Genomic DNA, 17,450 nt, shown 5'->3' with positions numbered 1-17,450 from the left:
GGGATGGGTCTCGCGAAGCCAAAGATGGGTGAGCTGAGTTGTTACCAAGGGACTAGCTGTCCACCAGTTCCTTCAACTCTTTCCCTGCCTTGAAGAACGGAACTTTCTTGGACTGAACCTGTACCAGAGCCCCTGTCTTGGGGTTCCGCCCCTCGCGCATCTCCCGTTGACGGAGCCGGAAACTTCCAAATCCACGAATCTCAATCTTATCCCCCTTTGACAAAGCCTCCTTGATACTGTCAAAAACGGTGTTGACCAAAACTTCAGTTTGACTCTTCGTCAATGTATTATACCGTTGTAAAACGCTTTCGATGAGTTCTGCCTTCGTCATGGTTTGCCCTCTTGTCCACCTCTATACTCATCAGGGAGTGAAGCGGTTAAAATGAAAAAAGATAATCCAGGCGGACAGACGCCGCCGGTCTTTCCAGTTGACCAAAAACCTGACTTCTCATGAGGTCAAAGAAAGACAATTTCTGCTTGGTCTCAACAAGACGGGGCTTCCCCTCAATCCCGACCAGCTCCGCCGTCATTTTAACAGCGGCGTCTAAACTCCCCAACTCGTCGATCAATCCGACGGCTTTTGCTTGTCGTCCTGTAAAAATTCGCCCGTCGGCAAGAGACCGAACAGTCTCAATATCAAGAGATCTCCCTTGGGAAACCGCCTCAATAAACTGGGAATGGACATCATCCAGGACATTCTGCAAGAGCGCCCTTTCTTCTTTCTTCATCTCCCGAAAGGGTGAGCCAACATCCTTATTTTTTCCACTCTTAATCGTCACACTCTTCAGGCCAAGCTTTTCAAAGAGCTCTTGAAAATTCGTCAGCTCCATAATTACTCCGATACTTCCTGTGAGTGTTCCGGGATTCGCAAAGATAACATCCGTTGCGCTGGCAATATAGTATCCACCCGAGGCAGCAACGCTTCCCATCGAGGTCACCACTTTTTTCCCCTCCTCCTCCCGAACCTGGAGGACTGCGTCATAAATTTCCTGGGAAGGTGCAACAGCCCCGCCGGGGCTATCAATTCGAAGAAGAATGGCCATAATGCTCTCATCTTCGGCGTAGCGGTGAAGTTCATCGACGACGACCTTCGAATCAACGATCACCCCCTCAATCCGGATCAAGGCAATCTTTTCTTTAGCGTCCCAGCCTCCCCCCTCCCCTCCACGGAAAACAAGCCATGCGGTTACGACAAAAAAAAGAGACAAAAAGAGGAGAAAATAGACCGCTCCAACGACCAATGATTTTCGAATCACTTAAACCCTCCGAACCGCTACCCTTCCTTCCCTTACCCTGCCCTCAAGTGAGGACTCACCCCTCTTCAACCGGCTCTGTCTTCTCCTCCTCTTTTTCCTCCTCCGCCTTTTTTGTTATCTTGGTGGCAATAGCACCCAGCGATTGATCCAGTTCACCCTGACTGTCGTGGAAGGTTTCCAGCGCCCTTTTATCCGAATCCCGGTGGAAGGCCCGAATGGAAAGTGCGATTTTTCGGTCCCCCGCATCAATACGAACCACCTTCGCATCCACCTCATCTCCAGTATGAAAAGCATCTTCAACCCGGTTAGGCGGCTCGACCCCGACCTCACTGATGTGGACCAAGCCCTCAACATGTTCATCCATCTCCAGGAAGATGCCAAAATCGGTGATCTTCGTTACCTTTCCTTTTACAACGGTTCCCACCTTATATTTTGAAGGGATATCCTTCTCCCAGGGATCCGAAGTAAGTTGCTTGTAACCGAGAGAAATCCTCTCTTTTTCCCGGTCAACCTTCAATACGACCGCCTCAATATCATCCCCTTTCTTAAAGACCTCAGAGGGATGCTTTACATGGCGGGTCCAGGAAATATCTGAGATATGAATCAATCCGTCGATTCCTTCTTCTAACCCGACAAAAAGACCAAAATCGGTAATACTCCTGACCTTTCCGGTGATTTTCGTCCCCTCAGCATAGCGTTTTCCAACAAGTTCCCAAGGGTTGGGCTCAATCTGTTTCATCCCAAGTGAAATCTTTCTCCCCTTTGAGTCCACACGCAGGATCACTGTTGCGACCATCTCTCCCACCGCGACAATCTTTGAGGGATGTTTTACCTCATGAAACCAGGACATTTCTGATATATGGACCAGCCCTTCTATCCCGGACTCAAGTTCAACAAAGGCCCCGTAATCGGTAAGGTTAACCACCTTCCCAGTCACTTTGGTTTCTGCAGGATATTTGGAATCGATGTTTTTCCATGGATCAGGAAGTTTCTGTTTATATCCGAGTGAAACACGACCGGTTTCTTTCTCGTGTTTCAGGATAATCACAGATACCTTATCTCCCACCATGAAAAGCTCAGACGGATGACCCACCCGCCCCCAGGACATATCGGTAATATGCAAAAGCCCATCAATACCGCCAAGGTCGATGAATGCGCCATACGCCGTAATATTCTTTACAATGCCATCAACCTGCTGCCCAACCTCCAGTGAAGCAAGGGTCTTCTCCCGTTTCATATTTCGCGACTCTTCAAGCAAAACCCGCCGGGAGACGACAATATTCCCACGCCGATGATTCATCTTGATAATCTTCATCTCAAATGATTTCCCGATGAGATGGTCCAGGTCCCGGACCGGACGGAGATCAATCTGGGAGCCGGGAAGGAACGCCTTTACCCCGATATCGACAATCATTCCCCCTTTTATCCGGGAGATAATCTTGGCATCAATCACGGCCTCCTGCTTGTATATCTCTTCGATATCGGTCCAAATCTTCATTCGGTCCGCTTTTTCCTTCGAAAGAACAATATTCCCGTCTGAATTTTCCCGTTCCTCCAGATAGACAAGGATCGTACACCCAGGCTCAAGCTTGGCGAATTCCTCCTGGGTAAATTCTTCCCGCGCAATCATTCCCTCGGATTTGTATCCGACATCAACCAGGACACCGTCTTCCAACACGGAGAGGACGGCCCCGTCCACCAGGCTCCCCTCTTCCAGATTTTTAAACGTTTCGGCATACATGGTCTCCATTTCCAAACGTTCCTGGCTTTTTTCCTGATCTGCCTCATCTTCTTCTATCCAATGCCTTCTTTTCACGCTCGCCATAAAAATATTTCTCTCCCTGTCACCTAGATTTTTAAGATAATTATCGGACGAAACCCCCTGGTTTACATCTCATATTTTTTCCAAACAATCAATAACATCCTGAATAAGCCAATCCGGCGTAGATGCACCCGCCGTCACCCCAACCTTCCGTACATCCAAAAACCACTCTTCTGAAATCTCATCTGCGGTCTCGACATGGAATACCCGTACGCCCTTCTCCCGGCAGATATCAGCCAAGTGGGTCGTGTTGGCCGAATTTTTGCCTCCGACCACGACGAAGGCATCAACCGTCCCCGCCATTTCCTGCGCCTCCATCTGGCGATCTTCAGTCGCATAGCAGATGGTGTTGAAGACCTTCACCTCCTCACAAATTTGAAGACATTGCACAACAAGCCGCGAGAATGTTTCGTAGGTCTGGGTCGTTTGAGAAATAATCCCGATCCTTTTCTTACTGTACTTGTTGAGATATTTTTTTATCTCCTCAAACGATTCGGTAATGAGGATCTCCCCCCCGGCATGACCCGCCACACTCTGAGCCTCCGGATGGTTGCGGTCCCCAACCATGATCACCTGGTAACCTTCATCAACAAGTTGTTTGGCATATCTCTGCGCATTGGTCACAAAGGGGCAGGTGGCGTCAATGACCTTAAGCCCTTTTGCGTTTGCATCCTCGATAATTTGTGGAGAGGAGACCCCGTGTGAACGAAGGATCACCGTTCCTCCCTTGATCTGCTCAAGCGTCTCAACCTGAACCACCCCCTTTTCAGCCAACCGCGCGACCTCCTGAGGGTTATGGATCAAGGGACCAAGGCTGCGGACCTCGCCCGTTTCCACTTCCGCCGCGTCAAAGGCCATTTTGACCGCACGCTTGACCCCAAAACAAAAACCGGCATTTCCCGCAATAATCACTTCCATTTGAACCTTTCGCCCCCCTATTCGTCCGAAGGGGAGGACAACACCCTTCTGAGCTGTTCCAAGTCCCCCATGATTTTGCTGGCTATTCTAGCATAAAGGATCTTCGGAATCACCCCTTCTTTTTCCGAGAGATCAATCTCCCCTCTAAAATCCAGGGGTTTCCCAAAAATGACCGTCACACGGCGAAAAAGGAGAACCGGATGGGCTCCTTCTATATATGCCGGAACAACTTTTGCTCCGGATTTCATCACCAATAAACCGATCCCGGGCATTGCCGGCTGAAGACGTCCATCCGGACTTCGGGACCCCTCCGGATAGATCGCAAGAAGGCGACCGGCCCTCAGACGTTTAACCGCCTCAGCGATGGCCGACCGATCAAATTGTCCACGACGAACAGGAAAACCTCCCAGGGCCGTAAAAAGTGCTGCAATGAACCGGTTTCTGAATAGTTCACTCTTCGCAATATTATCCGCCCGCCTTATGAGGGAGCAACCCAAAAGTGGAATGTCGAAGTAACTGTTATGATTGGCGGCAACAATCACCCCTCCCTCTTTAGGAACATTCTCAACCCCGACGACCGTTAGTCTGAAAAACAACCGCGCCAAAATGTAAACCAGAACATGAGCAACTTTGTAAAGCATATCGCCTGAACTTTGAACTCAGTTTGAACACCGGGGAGACAGGATCACTTTGCCTGGCAAGAGGGGGGATCCTCCGTCGAAGGGGTTTTCATCTTCTCTCCCTGCGCAATCACATCCATCACCACGCGATACATTCGATCGATCACTTCGTCCAGCTTGAGTCGGGTCGAATCGATGACAATTGCATCCTGTCCCCGCCTCAAAGGCGCGATTTCTCTTCGACGATCCTTCTCATCTCGATCTTTAATATTCTGCATCGTGGTCTCAACGTCTGTTTCTACTCCTTTTATTCGAAGGTCGTGATATCGCCTCAATGCCCGTACCCGAACCGAGGCATCCAGGTAGAACTTCACCTCGGCCTCCGGAAAAACAACCGTCCCGATGTCTCTCCCTTCGATCACCACCCCGCCCTGATTTCCTATAGACCGTTGGACAGATAAAAGCTGATGCCGAATCCCGGGAAAGGCGGAAATCGTCGAGGAAATTTCTGTGACATCAGGCAGACGCAGATGAGGCGTGACATTGACCTCGTCGACCCAGACCTCGGTTCTATCTCCTTTCAGGCAGAGCTTGATCCGGAGTTTTGCGCAGGCCGCCTCGACATCCATGGACCGGTTCGTATCCACCTGGTCCCGAATCATCTTCCAGGCCATGGCACGATAAAGGGACCCGGAATCAAGAGTAAGATAACCGAGTTTTCCAGCCAGGCTTTTGGAAGCACTGCTTTTCCCGGCACCTGCCGGACCATCAATAGCGATAATAAACTTGCTTCGGGACATAAGCTTCACGGTGTATTATGTGACCTTCAGCTTAGACAGCAAATCGAGAAACCCCGGGAAGGAGGTATTGATGCAATCCATGTCATCGATTTTATTTTCACCTTCTGTCCTCAAACCCGCGACCGTCATTGACATTGCAATACGGTGATCCCCCTGCGTCTCACAGATCGTTCCGCACCATTGACTGCTTCCCTGAATTCTCATGCCGTCCGCGGAGGTCTCGACCTGAACTCCCATTCCCCGCAAGGACTTGGCCATGGTTTCGATGCGATCACTCTCCTTCACACGCAACTCCTGTGCGTTACGAATCACCGTCTCACCTTCGGCCGCAGCCGCTGCAATACAAAGCACAGGAAACTCATCAAGAACCGAGGCCGCCAGGGCGCCGTCAATCACGGTCCCTCGAAGCGGGCATGAGCGGACCGTCAAATCTGCAACCGGCTCATTACACATCGGCGCCAAGGGCTGAACTGTAATATCCGCCCCCATCTTTTGAAGGACGTCGAGAACACCCGTCCTTGTTGGATTCACACCAACCCCCCTGAGCGTAATCTCAGAACCTTCAAGAATACTTGCAGCGACCAGGAAAAAAGCCGCGGAGGAGATGTCCCCCGGAATATCCATTCGCTTGTTCTTAAAGGGGCTTCCCCCAATAACCGAAAAGCCCCCCGCCTTCTCTTCACACGGGATGTCCAGATAGCGGAACATCCTTTCAGTATGATCCCGTGAAGAGCCGGGCTCAGAAATAGTCGTCTCACCAGAGGCAAAAAGCCCTGCCAGTAATAGTGCTGACTTGACCTGAGCACTCGAAAAGGGAAGACGATAGTCAATCGCGGAAAGTTTTTTCCCGGAGAAGGCCAGGGGGGCGAGATCTCCACCTGAACGGCCTCTGATCTCACCGCCCATAAGACGTAAAGGTTCAACAACACGGCGCATCGGCCTTTGCCTGAGAGAGGCATCTCCGGTCAATACCGAAAAAAATGACTGACCCGAAAGGAGTCCGGTCATCAGGCGCATTGTTGTTCCCGAATTGCCGCAATCAATGACCTCTCTCGGCTCCGAGAGCCCTCTAAGTCCTTTTCCCTCCATGACAAGTCTTGAGACTCCCCCGGAAGCTGACTCAAGAATGGAGATACCCATCTCCCTGAATGCCGCGACCGTTCGCTCGCAATCCTCAGAAGGAAGATAACCGACGATCTCAGCGGTGCCTTCCCCCAGGGCCGAGAGAATCACAGCCCGATGAGTAATCGATTTATCCCCCGGAAGCCTGATCGTTCCACGTAAAGAGGCTTTCCCTGGACCGTCGCTTTGATTCCGTTCACCCATCTAAGGCTCCATGTCGACCTTGCTCCAAGGTTCGAATGCTCTCGGTCAAACCAAGCGGCCCCGCGCTCCTCACGCTTTGCCACGAAGGGACGGGTCTCGCGAAGCCAAAATACAAGCATGTTGAATCATTATAATCGTTACGAATCTTCCAATGATTTGAGGAACCTCTGATTAAGTCTGGGTTGAGTTTTTCAGGAGATAAAATGTTTCGATTCAAGGCGAAAATCGTAGAGAATAGCCCGCTATTTTCAAGATTTGCAACGCAGAAGCGGAACATTTTTGCCCTGAAAAAACAATTCATGACTTATGCAGAGGTTCCTTGAGTATTGGCGAGAGGTTTATCGGCTTGCCTTTCGGCGGATTTCTTTTGCGCGCTCAAAGATTTCGGTGAGTCCGGCGCCGTCCCCACTCATGATCTTCTTCTTGATCTTTTCAATCGTCTCCTGGTAAAGGTCGATCACCTCGATCATCGCTTCCCGGTTTTGAATGAAGATATCTCTCCACATATCCGGAGAACTCCCTGCAATCCTCGTATAATCCCGCAGACCTCCCGCAGAATACTGAACCGGATCCCTCTTGGCGACTTTCGGATGTGCGAGTGTCTCCATGAGTGCATATGCGACAAGATGAGGGAGGTGGCTGACCACACCCAGAACCTGATCATGATCGAATGGATTCATCTCACTCACCCGCGCTCCAGTCTTCCTCCAGAGGGTCGCAACTTTTTTAAGTGCCGGCTGGTTGGTCGCTCGCGTCGGGGTTAAAATAAAACGGCTTCCTTGAAAAAGCGACGCCGTTGCAGCCATTACGCCTGATTTCTCCCGACCCGCGATTGGATGACCGCCGACAAAAAAAGCGTGTGAGGGGAGGGCAGACTCCAGTCGCCCCACCATTCCGCCCTTCACACTCCCAACGTCTGTCACCACCGCACCCTCTTTAAGAAAGGGGTTGATCAATTGACAGATCTGTTCAAATAAACCGACGGGGGTCGCCAACACAACAAGATCTGCCTCTCTGACCGCTTTTGAGAGGGTTAAAAAATAGCAATCGATTGCCCCAAGAGAAGACGCTTTTTGGAGAGGTCCCCGCCGCCTTCCATAGCCGACGACCTTTCCAACCAGCTTCTTCTGTTTTGCGATCAGACCGAGGGATCCACCAATCAGGCCAACACCAATAATGGTCATTTGCTTAAATATCATCCGGATGTCGCCTCACAATATTTCTCCTTTCTGGGTCCAAGGACAGAACCACCCTTACAGTTCACGGCCGACGGCTTTGGCGATGAGCCTTAGCTCGGCGACCAGGGTCTTAAAATCCTTTGGAAGCAGTGCCTGATCCCCATCGCAGTAAGCCTCTTCAGGATTGGGGTGAACCTCTATCATCAAACCATCCGCTCCGGCGGCAACCGCCGCCCTGGCCATGGGGGCAACCAGGTAGGTTAAGCCAACAGCATGACTTGGATCAACAATGATGGGAAGATGCGTCAATTTCTTAATTACCGGAACAGCTGAGAGGTCAAGCGTGTTTCGCGTCTGCGTCTCAAAAGTCCGTATACCGCGTTCACAGAGGATAACCTGAGGGTTCCCTGCAGCCATGATATATTCCGCAGACAGAAGAAACTCTTTGATGGTTGCAGAGAGTCCCCGTTTCAGCATCACCGGTTTGTTGTGCGCACCCACCTCGGCCAAGAGCCTGAAGTTTTGCATATTGCGGGCGCCGATCTGGATAATGTCGGCATGCTTCATCAACATCGGCATATCCCGGGGATCCATAATCTCAGTAATTATTGGCAAACCGGTTTTTCTCTTGGCTTCACTCAGGTACTCCAGCCCCTCCTCTCCAAGACCCTGGAAAGAATAAGGAGAAGTCCGTGGCTTGAAAGCCCCGCCCCGGAGAATCTGAGCCCCGGCCACCTTAATATCTTCCGCAATCGAAGTCAGGAGATCCTTCTTCTCAACCGAACAGGGTCCGGCCATCAGGACCATCTTGTTTCCACCTATCTTGACGCCATTGACATCAATGATGGAGTTTTCCTTTTTAAACTCCCGGCTGACCAGCTTATAGGGAGAGAGGATCGGGAGCGCTTTTTCCACACCGGGCAACGCAGTGATGGGTTGTTTCTGAAGTATACGCTCATCTCCGATCACTGCGATGACCGTCCGCTCTTGTCCCTCCAGGACATTCGGGGTTAAACCTGCCTCTTTGATTTTATTCAAAATATGTTCTTTTTCCCGGTCCGTGGTTCCGGGTTTCAATACAATAATCATTTCCCTCTCCTTCACCCTGTCGCGGCAGGTCCCTTTTCCGTGGAACCTGCAATAAGCGACATTGACAATAAAACATCTTTTAATGTTCGTACAAACCTGCGGTTCTCCCGCGGCAGGCCAACCGTCACCCGAAGGTGCATTCCTTCCAAATGGCGTATAATGACCCCTTTCCGGAGCAAAGCCAGATAAACATCACTTCCGATCTTTAAATCAGACCCCGATAGAGAAAAACAGATGAAATTGCTTTCACTCGGGAAATATTTTATCCCCATCAAATCAAAATGACGACAAAGGTAGGCTTTCCCGTCACAATTGACTTTGAGCGATGCTGAGACATGTTCTTCATCTGAAAGCGCCGCCAGGGCCGCCTGCTGTGCTGGAAGATTCACATTGAAAGGCTGGCGCACCCGGTTCAGATAATCAACAACTTCAGGCCGGCTGATCCCATATCCGATTCGAAGACCGGCCAGGCCGTAGAGTTTCGAGAAGGTCCGAAGCATCACCAAAGAAGCCCCTTCCCGCAAGAATTGGATAGAGTCTGGAAATTCGGGATCGGACGCATATTCTGCGTAGGCTTCATCAAAGACGACCAGGACCCTTTTGGGAATCCTGGATAAAAACCGCGCTACCTCACTCCGGCGTACGATGGTCCCGGTCGGGTTATTTGGATTGCAGACAAAAACAAGTTTTGTCTTTTTCGTAACGGCTTTTGCCATGGCCGGAAGATCAACCCTTCCCGCTTTAAGCGGGACCTGAATCGATTTGGCATGAGCGGTCGCAACCATGAGGGCATAAAGGGAGAAGGTCGGTGTGGGCATGACGGTCTCGTCCCCGGGAAACAGGAAGGTCCTGACCAGCAACTCGATGATCTCATTCGATCCATTTCCGATCATCACTTCATCCGGGGAAACCTTCCATTTTTCTGCCAGAGCCTCCTTCAGTTCGGAAATGGCCCCGTCCGGATAATACCGAACCTTTTTCAACCCGTGCCGAATCGCTGCCAGTGCCTTGCGTGACGACCCCAGAGGGTTCTCGTTGGAAGCCAGCTTAATGGAACCAGTGATTCCATATTCACGCTCAAGCACCTCAATCGGTTTTCCGGGAATATAGGGACTGATTCCGGCTATATCGGGGTGGACTTTGATCATCATTTTGTTATTAAGCCTCGATTTCTTCCGCCGAAGGATAAGACCCAAGCACCTTTAGCGTAATGCCTCCTGCTTTCAGACCTTTGATCACCTTTCGAATCTTTTTGTCTTCAATGTGGCCTTCCATATCCACATAAAAGATGTATTCCCAGGCCTTCCTCTTCGATGGCCGGGACTCAATATTTGTCAAATTAATCTTTGCCCGTGAGAAGGGACGAATGACCTCGTAGAGGATGCCAGGCTTGTCCTGAACGGAAAACAAGAGAGACGTTTTATCTTTCCCCGTCGGGGCATGTGTTTGCGGGGAGATGACAAGAAAGCGTGTAAAATTGTTGACATTGTCCTCAATCTTCTTCTGTATAATCACAAGATCATAAAGTCTCGCGGCCAATTCAGAAGCAATGGCGCCTGCCGTCGGGTCTTCTTGGGCAAGTTCGGCCGCCTTTGCCGTGCTGGAGACCTCGACAACTTCTACGCCCGGCAACCGCGTCTCGATAAAAACCTTGCATTGGGCAAAAGCATGCGGATGAGAATAGACCCGCTTCAGCGCTTCGATCTTGCCCGTCTTTGAAAGGAGATTATGGGAAATCTCAAGGAGGATCTCTCCGAAGATCTTCAAGGGCGAGTCGATAAACATATCTAGCGTATGGTTGACCACGCCCTCATTCGAATTCTCAATCGGGACAACGCCAAAGTTAACCCTCCCTCGTTCGACCTCGTCAAAAACACTTTTGATGCTTTCGACCGGCAAAGCACTTACGGAAAACCCAAAGCGTTGCGTACAGGCCATATGGGTAAAGGTCGCCTCCGGGCCCAGGTAAGCCACTTTGAGCGGTCCTTCCAGAGAGAGAGAAGCCGAAATGATCTCCCGGAAGACGCTCCGCACGGCCTCATTCGGGAAGGGTCCCTGGTTCAAACCGGTAAGACGCACATAGATAGCCTGTTCCCGAGCCGGAGCGTAAAGCTCGGCCTTCCGGTCTCTTTTAATCTTTCCGACTTCCAGGACAACACGTGCTCGGTCATTTAGAAGTGCCAGGAGCTTTCCGTCGATTTCATCAATCTTCTGGCGATGCGGGGATAAGGGATCTACGATTTTAGACAAACAGGGGAACCTCCTTCTTCAAAAATCCCTAGATTATAACGCAGTTATGCTCTCTATTTCAAGAACTTTACTCGGATTTAGGTGTGGATTCCTTAATACATCTCCTCGGTCTCCGTGGGGAAGGGATGACACTGATCTACACCAAAGGAAGCCTTGAGGGCGGTGGATGAACCAATTAATGTAACCATAGTCATATTAAAAAGGTCAAATGATCTCTGGTCAGATATGGTAGCATCTTTTCAATCACGCCTCCCGATCTCCCTTTTCCTTCCTAAACCGGCCATGCTATAATCCCACCCCAGGTCGGTCAAAAAACAACCACAACTTCATGCGAGGGTGGCGGAATGGCAGACGCGCTAGACTTAGGATCTGGTGGGGTAACTCGTGGGGGTTCAAGTCCCCCCTCTCGCACCACCCCTGGTCGTCCACCTAAGGCTCCATGGCCGCGTTGCTCCGGTGCTCAAATCCTCACGTATCAGGAGTCTGCCGAAGAAATAGGATCGTAGCGAGGTGAATGAAAAATAGAGACTAGTTTTGCTGATTGTTTGAGGCGAATAGCACCGCTATTTAACGAAAATGATCTGCGAGAATGGGCCTATTTGCCATCATCGCAGTAGATTCCTTATTTCTCCGGCAGGCTCCTAACCATACGTCCCGGGCTTGTACTCCTCGCGACTTGCCCCGAAACCTTACCTGAACGACTGCTTAACTCCTCCCTTGTCTACGTTATCGCCAAGAACCGAAAGAAATTTCTCGTTCGCAACGGCCGCCTCAAGCGCCGAGCTGATAAAATCTCTTTGTGACTTTCCTGAAATGGCCGCAGCAACCCGAATCTTCTGTGCCAGGTCGGTCGTTATTAGAGTTTGGACCCGCTTAAGTCCCATTTTTTTCAGATCGGCCACACTGGCCTTAGAAAGATCAGTCATTTTTTTCTCCTTTATTTCGCAAAATACCATTTTGGCGTCTAACATTGCCTGGAAATGTCTAATGTCGCAATTTATCATGCTCACCAGTGCCGCTTTTACTTTTCCGGGGTTATCTTAGGACTGTTCGATGACCCTGCGGCCCTGTAAGGATTTGATGAGGGTGACCTCATCGACATATTCCAGATCAATCCCGACCGGAATGCCGCAGGCAATACGGGTAACGGTAACGTCGTGTGGTTTTAAGAGTCGGGTAATATAGATTGCGGTGGCTTCGCCTTCGATGGTGGGGTTGGTCGCGAGGATGACCTCTGAAATGCCTCCTTTTTCCACCCGATCGACAAGACTCTGAAACGGCGGTTCGGGCGTCGTCTTTCCCGGCAAGGGAGAGAGCCCTCCCAATAAGACATGATACAGCCCTTTATATTCTCCTGTGCGTTCAATGGCATAGAGGGTACTTGGCTCCTCGACTACCAGAACCTTTTGCGTCTCTCGTTTTAGACTTGAGCAAATCGAACAGATCTCCTTTTCTGCGATGTTGTTACAGATTCCGCAAAAGGAGACCTGATCTTTCACATCAATAATCGCCTGACCAATCCTTTTCGCTTCTTCCCCCGGCATTTTCAGGATGAAGAAGGCCAGACGCTGCGCCGACTTCCTTCCGATTCCAGGAAGGGCCATCAACTGCTCAATCAGGATGGAAAATAAGCCTTTTTGCGCCATCGATCAAAAAAGGCCGGGGATATTCAATCCTCCGGTCATTCCTTTCAACTCCTCAGAGACAAGTTCCTTGCTCTTTCTTAGGCCTTCGTTGACGGCTGCCACAAGAAGATCCTGCAACATATCGGCCTCTTCCGCGTTGATCACCTCTGGATCGATGGTTACGGAAAGGAGTTCCTGCCTTCCGTTCATCTTCACGGTAACCATCCCCCCCCCGGCGGTGGCCTCAACCGTTTTATGGCCCGCCTCTTCCTGCAACTTCGCCATCCGCTCCTGCAACTCCTGAGCCTGCTTCATGATGTTGCCAAACATTTTTCTATTTGCCATGATGATCTCCTCCTTTCGTAACTATTCAGATTGCCTGGGTTTTCCTTTAGGACAAGGCGCTAGGAGCGGAAAACCGGAGCCTATATGTCTATACGTGAGGCTTTGAGCACCACAGCAACGCCGTCATCGAGGAATGGGCTCGCGAAGCCAAAGATGGGTGAGCTGAATAGTTGCCTCAACCCTTCTTTGTCTCGATGACCTTCCCTCCCAATACCCTGAGTGCTTCCTGAACAAGTGGATGAGGATTGGAAACCGCTCCCTGCTGGCGCAACCCTTCCGATTTCTCCAATCCGGAAACCGTCGGAGAAGAAGTCTCAGATTTGGAAAGCGTGGACAAGCATAGCTTCACCTTCCTCTGGAAGCGGTTTTCTAAAAAAGACGCCAGCCACTTGATACTCCCCTCTTTTTGTACCAGGGGAATCAGGAAAGAACTCTCTTCAGAATAACCCAGGCGAAGCATCCCATCATCCATGCCTAAAAAGCGTCCCTGCTCAAGATAGGATCCGATATTCGGACGCGCTTTGCTGATGTCACTCAGGACCACTTCCCAACTGGCCTGAGTGAGGGGGAGACCGGAGGGAGGAGAATCCACAGCTTTTTTATTTTGCACATCCGGGAAGACCTTGACCTTCTCTTTGCTTAAGGAGGGCTTTCTCTCGACTTGGGCAATCCCGCCTCCTTGTAAAGTGTCCAGTCTTTCAATCATCCTTTCAATCGGCTGGAGGTCTGTCATCAGGATGGACTTCATCAGAGCCACCTCGAAGAGAAGGTGCGGACTCGGGGAAAAGCGGATCTCCCCCTGTAAACGGACAAAAAGGGAAAAAAGACGTTGAAGCTCTTCAGCAGAAAACAACGCCGCCTCCGATTTTATTTCGTCAATCTCCTCCTCTGGCTGATCAATCCAGGCCGCGGCCTCCGGCACATTCCCCGAGACAATCAAGTGGCGCAGATGTTCCATCCAATCGGCCAGAAAGTGACGAAGATCACAACCCTTTTCAGCAATCTCTCCGGCCAAACCCAGGAGCGTTTCGGCGTCCTTTTTATGAATCGCCTGTACGAGGAGGTGAAAGGTCCCTTCCCCCATCCTTCCCATCAGGGCGAAGAGATCTTCATCGGTTACCTCCTCTCCACCATACGAAATGGCTTGATCCAGCAGGGTCAGGGCATCACGCATACTTCCCTCCGCTACCCTGGCAATAAGGAGCAGTCCTCGATCACTAAATGGAACTTTTCTCGCCTGGGAGATGCGCCCCAATTGGGACACAATCTCAGCCCGTGCAATTTGACGGAAGGTCAAATGCTGACACCGGGAAAGGATCGTTGCTGGAATTTTATGGGCTTCAGTCGTCGCCAGGATAAAAATCAAATGAGGGGGGGGTTCTTCAAGGGTCTTCAAAAGGGCATTAAACGCCGGATTGGAAAGCATATGCACTTCATCAATAATGTAGACCTTGTACTTCCCGCGAAGCGGGAGATACTTCACGCGCTCTCGCAATTCCCGGACATCATCAACCCCTGTATTTGATGCGCCATCAATTTCGATCACATCAACTGAGCGACCTTCTGTAATCTCACAGCAGGAATCACATTGATTGCAGGGGGCCTCTTCTCCCTTATCATGAAGGGTTGCATCACAATTCACCGCCTTGGCCAATATACGGGCCAGTGAGGTCTTCCCGACACCGCGAATCCCGGAGAAGAGATAGGCATGCGCGATCTTTTCAAGGCGGATCGCATTGCGGAGTACGGTCGCAATATGTTTCTGGCCAATGACCTCCTCAAAGGTCTGAGGTCTCCATTTCCGGGCAGAAACCTGGTATTCCATCGTATTTTTCCAGTATTCTTTATACGTTATTCATTTATGTCTAAAATCTGATTGGTGGAGAGACCAGGAGATCCTGCGGCACACAGGAAGACCTATTTACCGTTGCTTCCTTCCGGACCTGGCGGGGTTCAATAAGCTCCTGTTGCACAGGGCCCAGTCTCTCCACCAAACAGATCTTACTACACCATTTTCCGGGTGGCGGAGAGAGGGGGATTTGAACCCCCGAGACAGCTTGTGACCGCCTACACGATTTCCAGTCGTGCTCCTTCAACCGCTCGGACATCTCTCCAAAAATTTATTTTGCTCACCGGGACAACACCTGTACGACACTTGTTCACTTGGCGGAGAGAGAGGGATTCGAACCCCCGGTGGAGTTACCCCCACATCTGATTTCGAGTCAGACGCCTTCAACCGAGCTCGGCCATCTCTCCAGAACAACGATATAGTAGATTTAGGGCACATCCCATCCAGCGATTTTCATGAACCTTTTTGGCCACGCAAGCGCTTGAAGAAGTCTTTTAAGATCTTTTCCGCTTCCTCCGAGAGGACACCTCCCAGGACCTCCAATTGGTGATGGGTCCGAGGCTCCCGGACAACATCCAGGACAGAACCACAGCCCCCGCCCTTTGGATCAAGCGCACCGAAAACCAGTCGGTCGATGCGGGCCTGAACCAATGCCCCCGCACACATGGCACAGGGCTCCAGTGTAGCATAGAGCGTCCCACCCAGGCGCCAGCGCCCTAATTTTTCGGCCGCCTCACGAAGGACCAACATTTCTGCATGCGCTGTCGGATCTTTAAAACACTCCTTCAGGTTGTGCGCAGAAAATACAGTTTCATCCTGACAGACAAGAACAGCCCCGACCGGGACTTCCCCTTTTTCCGAAGCTTTTTCTGCCTCTACGAGGGCCTGCCGCATAAACCGTTTATCTTGGTCGGAAGGAGTCATCCATTCGAGAGAGGGTCATGAAGGTTAATTTTCGGATTCTAGGGGAATCGTTTTTAATTGTCAAGATTGAAGGCACCTCCCAGTTTGATGCCTTTACCAATTTGGTTCCATACGTTAGAATGAAATACTAAGCAAGAGTTATTTACCCCGAACACTTTTTGTTAAGGAGTTCTCTCATGACGGAATATTCACCTGGATTGGCCGGCGTTCCCGCAGCACGATCAAAGATCAGTTCTCTGGACGGCATAAAGGGGATTCTGGAATACCGGGGAATCCGGATAGAAACCCTTGCAGAAAAGAGCCATTTTATTGAAACGGCCTACCTTCTTATTTTTGGGAAATTGCCCACGACAGACGAACTCATCCGCTTCGACCAGGACCTCCGTAATCATCGGCGCATTAAATACCGAATTGTCGATCTGATCAAGTGTCTTCCGGAGAACGGGCATCCCATGGACGCCTTACAGGCTGCGGTAGCCGCACTCGGGATGTTCTACCCAGACAAGGATGTCCTTGATCCCAGGATTCAATACATCTCTGCCGTTCGCCTCATTGCCAAGCTTCCAACCATCGTCGCGGCTTACGCGCGACTCCGGCGCGGGGACGACAATATTCAACCCAGAGATGATCTTGGCACAACGGAAAATTTTCTGTACATGCTCTCAGGAAAGGTCCCGGACAAGGTGACTTCTGGAATTCTCGACACCTGCCTCATCCTGCATGCAGAACACACAATGAATGCCTCCACTTTTAGCGGTCTTGTCACTGCCTCAACCCTTGCGGACCCCTATACGGTCATCTCCTCCGCGATTGGAACCTTGGAGGGACCGCTACATGGCGGCGCAAACGAGCGCGTTCTGACCATGCTGGAAGAGATCGGTTCTGTTGATAAAGTACGCCCTTACATCGAAGCCAAACTCAAGGCAAAAAAAAAAATCATGGGAATGGGGCATCGGGTCTACAAGGTCAAAGACCCACGGGCCATTATTCTCCAAAGGCTGACCAAGCAACTGTTCAAGCACGTCGGAGTTTCTCCCTTATACGAGATCGCCGTCGAGATGGAAAAGATCGTAGAAGAACATCTCTCCACCAAGAAGGTTTATGCAAATATCGATTTTTACTCCGGCATCCTCTATCAGGCGATGGGGATCGAGCCGGACACCTTCACACCCATTTTTGCAATGTCCAGAGTCTCCGGATGGCTTGCTCATGCGATCGAACAGGTCCAGGACAATCATATCTTTCGACCAAAAGAAATATATGAAGGAGAACATGACCTGTCCTATAAGCCGATCTCTGAGCGATAAAGACCTATCTTTTTCTTCCGTGGTTTCTTGTAACGATTCAGCATGCCGAATCGTTACAAGTTTCCCCCGATAAAGTAAACCTATCCTTGTGCCTCAAATGCGCTTGACTCCGCTTTCCGAAGAGAGTAGTCATTAGAGATT

General features: G+C 50.6%; 17 protein-coding genes, 3 tRNA genes and 1 other RNA gene. 2 read left to right on the top strand and 19 right to left on the bottom strand.

Features of this window, described 5'->3' with window-relative positions; all coding sequences use genetic code 11:
• Positions 1 to 52: 52 nt before the first annotated feature.
• The 11 genes from EYQ01_00305 to pheA all read right to left on the bottom strand — a co-directional run bounded on the left by EYQ01_00305 (position 53) and on the right by pheA (position 11,250).
• Positions 53 to 331, bottom strand: a complete 279-nt coding sequence (locus tag EYQ01_00305; protein HIE64257.1) for an integration host factor subunit beta — start codon at positions 329 to 331, stop codon at positions 53 to 55.
• A gap of 46 nt (positions 332 to 377) precedes the next feature.
• Positions 378 to 1,256, bottom strand: coding sequence for a signal peptide peptidase SppA (gene sppA / locus EYQ01_00300; GenBank protein ID HIE64256.1), 879 nt, complete (start codon positions 1,254 to 1,256; stop codon positions 378 to 380).
• A gap of 55 nt (positions 1,257 to 1,311) precedes the next feature.
• A complete protein-coding gene (locus EYQ01_00295) occupies positions 1,312 to 3,081 on the bottom strand; it encodes a 30S ribosomal protein S1 (protein ID HIE64255.1) in 1,770 nt (589 codons plus the stop codon).
• Between the two features lie 69 nt (positions 3,082 to 3,150).
• The gene (gene ispH, locus EYQ01_00290; GenBank protein HIE64254.1) at positions 3,151 to 3,996 is read right to left on the bottom strand and encodes a 4-hydroxy-3-methylbut-2-enyl diphosphate reductase; all 846 of its coding nucleotides are present in this window, start codon (positions 3,994 to 3,996) and stop codon (positions 3,151 to 3,153) included.
• A 17-nt stretch (positions 3,997 to 4,013) separates the two neighbouring features.
• On the bottom strand, positions 4,014 to 4,637 hold the full coding sequence (locus tag EYQ01_00285; protein HIE64253.1) for a 1-acyl-sn-glycerol-3-phosphate acyltransferase: 624 nt from the start codon (positions 4,635 to 4,637) through the stop codon (positions 4,014 to 4,016).
• 44 nt (positions 4,638 to 4,681) lie between these two features.
• Positions 4,682 to 5,416, bottom strand: a complete 735-nt coding sequence (locus EYQ01_00280; protein HIE64252.1) for a (d)CMP kinase — start codon at positions 5,414 to 5,416, stop codon at positions 4,682 to 4,684.
• A 15-nt stretch (positions 5,417 to 5,431) separates the two neighbouring features.
• Entirely contained in the window at positions 5,432 to 6,742 is a 1,311-nt protein-coding gene (aroA, locus tag EYQ01_00275; GenBank protein ID HIE64251.1) for a 3-phosphoshikimate 1-carboxyvinyltransferase, read from the bottom strand.
• 338 nt (positions 6,743 to 7,080) lie between these two features.
• Positions 7,081 to 7,941, bottom strand: coding sequence for a prephenate dehydrogenase/arogenate dehydrogenase family protein (locus EYQ01_00270; protein HIE64250.1), 861 nt, complete (start codon positions 7,939 to 7,941; stop codon positions 7,081 to 7,083).
• A 54-nt stretch (positions 7,942 to 7,995) separates the two neighbouring features.
• Positions 7,996 to 9,009: a 3-deoxy-7-phosphoheptulonate synthase gene (gene aroF, locus EYQ01_00265; GenBank protein HIE64249.1), complete on the bottom strand. Its 1,014-nt coding sequence runs from the start codon at positions 9,007 to 9,009 to the stop codon at positions 7,996 to 7,998.
• Positions 9,010 to 9,020: 11 nt separating this feature from the next.
• On the bottom strand, positions 9,021 to 10,160 hold the full coding sequence (locus EYQ01_00260) for a histidinol-phosphate transaminase (protein HIE64248.1): 1,140 nt from the start codon (positions 10,158 to 10,160) through the stop codon (positions 9,021 to 9,023).
• A 7-nt stretch (positions 10,161 to 10,167) separates the two neighbouring features.
• Positions 10,168 to 11,250 carry a prephenate dehydratase gene (pheA, locus tag EYQ01_00255; GenBank protein HIE64247.1) on the bottom strand — a complete coding sequence of 361 codons (1,083 nt, stop codon included), beginning with the start codon at positions 11,248 to 11,250 and terminating at the stop codon, positions 10,168 to 10,170.
• A gap of 339 nt (positions 11,251 to 11,589) precedes the next feature.
• Between pheA and EYQ01_00250 the strand changes: the two genes are divergently transcribed.
• Positions 11,590 to 11,673, top strand: a tRNA-Leu gene (locus tag EYQ01_00250).
• Between the two features lie 275 nt (positions 11,674 to 11,948).
• On the opposite strand, the gene EYQ01_00245 is transcribed toward EYQ01_00250, so the two are convergent.
• The 8 genes from EYQ01_00245 to EYQ01_00210 all read right to left on the bottom strand — a co-directional run bounded on the left by EYQ01_00245 (position 11,949) and on the right by EYQ01_00210 (position 15,972).
• The gene (locus EYQ01_00245; GenBank protein ID HIE64246.1) at positions 11,949 to 12,185 is read right to left on the bottom strand and encodes a hypothetical protein; all 237 of its coding nucleotides are present in this window, start codon (positions 12,183 to 12,185) and stop codon (positions 11,949 to 11,951) included.
• 114 nt (positions 12,186 to 12,299) lie between these two features.
• On the bottom strand, positions 12,300 to 12,905 hold the full coding sequence (gene recR / locus EYQ01_00240; protein ID HIE64245.1) for a recombination protein RecR: 606 nt from the start codon (positions 12,903 to 12,905) through the stop codon (positions 12,300 to 12,302).
• 3 nt (positions 12,906 to 12,908) lie between these two features.
• The gene (locus EYQ01_00235) at positions 12,909 to 13,229 is read right to left on the bottom strand and encodes a YbaB/EbfC family nucleoid-associated protein (protein ID HIE64244.1); all 321 of its coding nucleotides are present in this window, start codon (positions 13,227 to 13,229) and stop codon (positions 12,909 to 12,911) included.
• Between the two features lie 175 nt (positions 13,230 to 13,404).
• Complete coding sequence (gene dnaX, locus EYQ01_00230) at positions 13,405 to 15,054, bottom strand: DNA polymerase III subunit gamma/tau (GenBank protein HIE64243.1); 1,650 nt, start codon at positions 15,052 to 15,054, stop codon at positions 13,405 to 13,407.
• 58 nt (positions 15,055 to 15,112) lie between these two features.
• Positions 15,113 to 15,213: signal recognition particle sRNA small type (gene ffs / locus EYQ01_00225), an RNA gene on the bottom strand.
• Positions 15,214 to 15,250: 37 nt separating this feature from the next.
• Positions 15,251 to 15,343 (bottom strand) — tRNA-Ser (locus EYQ01_00220).
• 50 nt (positions 15,344 to 15,393) lie between these two features.
• A tRNA-Ser gene (locus EYQ01_00215) sits at positions 15,394 to 15,485 on the bottom strand.
• Between the two features lie 46 nt (positions 15,486 to 15,531).
• Positions 15,532 to 15,972 carry a nucleoside deaminase gene (locus EYQ01_00210; protein ID HIE64242.1) on the bottom strand — a complete coding sequence of 147 codons (441 nt, stop codon included), beginning with the start codon at positions 15,970 to 15,972 and terminating at the stop codon, positions 15,532 to 15,534.
• Between the two features lie 206 nt (positions 15,973 to 16,178).
• On the opposite strand from EYQ01_00210, the gene EYQ01_00205 reads away from it, so the two are divergent.
• Positions 16,179 to 17,309 (top strand): citrate synthase, encoded by a 1,131-nt coding sequence (locus tag EYQ01_00205; protein HIE64241.1) that lies wholly within the window; start codon positions 16,179 to 16,181, stop codon positions 17,307 to 17,309.
• Positions 17,310 to 17,450: the final 141 nt, after the last annotated feature.

The sequence above is a fragment of the Candidatus Manganitrophaceae bacterium genome, from assembly GCA_012960925.1.
In the GTDB taxonomy this organism is placed as follows: Bacteria; Nitrospirota; Nitrospiria; order SBBL01; family JAADHI01; genus DUAG01.
This window is presented reverse-complemented; position numbering and strand designations above follow the sequence as displayed.

Coding starts and splice junctions, on each gene's coding strand:
- EYQ01_00305 (HIE64257.1), bottom strand. CDS start 331: ATGACGAAGGCAGAACTCATCGAAAGCGTTTTACAACGGTATAATACA.
- EYQ01_00295 (HIE64255.1), bottom strand. CDS start 3,081: ATGGCGAGCGTGAAAAGAAGGCATTGGATAGAAGAAGATGAGGCAGAT.
- ispH (HIE64254.1), bottom strand. CDS start 3,996: ATGGAAGTGATTATTGCGGGAAATGCCGGTTTTTGTTTTGGGGTCAAG.
- EYQ01_00285 (HIE64253.1), bottom strand. CDS start 4,637: ATGCTTTACAAAGTTGCTCATGTTCTGGTTTACATTTTGGCGCGGTTG.
- EYQ01_00280 (HIE64252.1), bottom strand. CDS start 5,416: ATGTCCCGAAGCAAGTTTATTATCGCTATTGATGGTCCGGCAGGTGCC.
- aroA (HIE64251.1), bottom strand. CDS start 6,742: ATGGGTGAACGGAATCAAAGCGACGGTCCAGGGAAAGCCTCTTTACGT.
- EYQ01_00270 (HIE64250.1), bottom strand. CDS start 7,941: ATGATATTTAAGCAAATGACCATTATTGGTGTTGGCCTGATTGGTGGA.
- aroF (HIE64249.1), bottom strand. CDS start 9,009: ATGATTATTGTATTGAAACCCGGAACCACGGACCGGGAAAAAGAACAT.
- EYQ01_00260 (HIE64248.1), bottom strand. CDS start 10,160: ATGATGATCAAAGTCCACCCCGATATAGCCGGAATCAGTCCCTATATT.
- EYQ01_00245 (HIE64246.1), bottom strand. CDS start 12,185: ATGACTGATCTTTCTAAGGCCAGTGTGGCCGATCTGAAAAAAATGGGA.
- recR (HIE64245.1), bottom strand. CDS start 12,905: ATGGCGCAAAAAGGCTTATTTTCCATCCTGATTGAGCAGTTGATGGCC.
- EYQ01_00235 (HIE64244.1), bottom strand. CDS start 13,229: ATGGCAAATAGAAAAATGTTTGGCAACATCATGAAGCAGGCTCAGGAG.
- dnaX (HIE64243.1), bottom strand. CDS start 15,054: ATGGAATACCAGGTTTCTGCCCGGAAATGGAGACCTCAGACCTTTGAG.
- EYQ01_00210 (HIE64242.1), bottom strand. CDS start 15,972: ATGCGGCAGGCCCTCGTAGAGGCAGAAAAAGCTTCGGAAAAAGGGGAA.
- EYQ01_00205 (HIE64241.1), top strand. CDS start 16,179: ATGACGGAATATTCACCTGGATTGGCCGGCGTTCCCGCAGCACGATCA.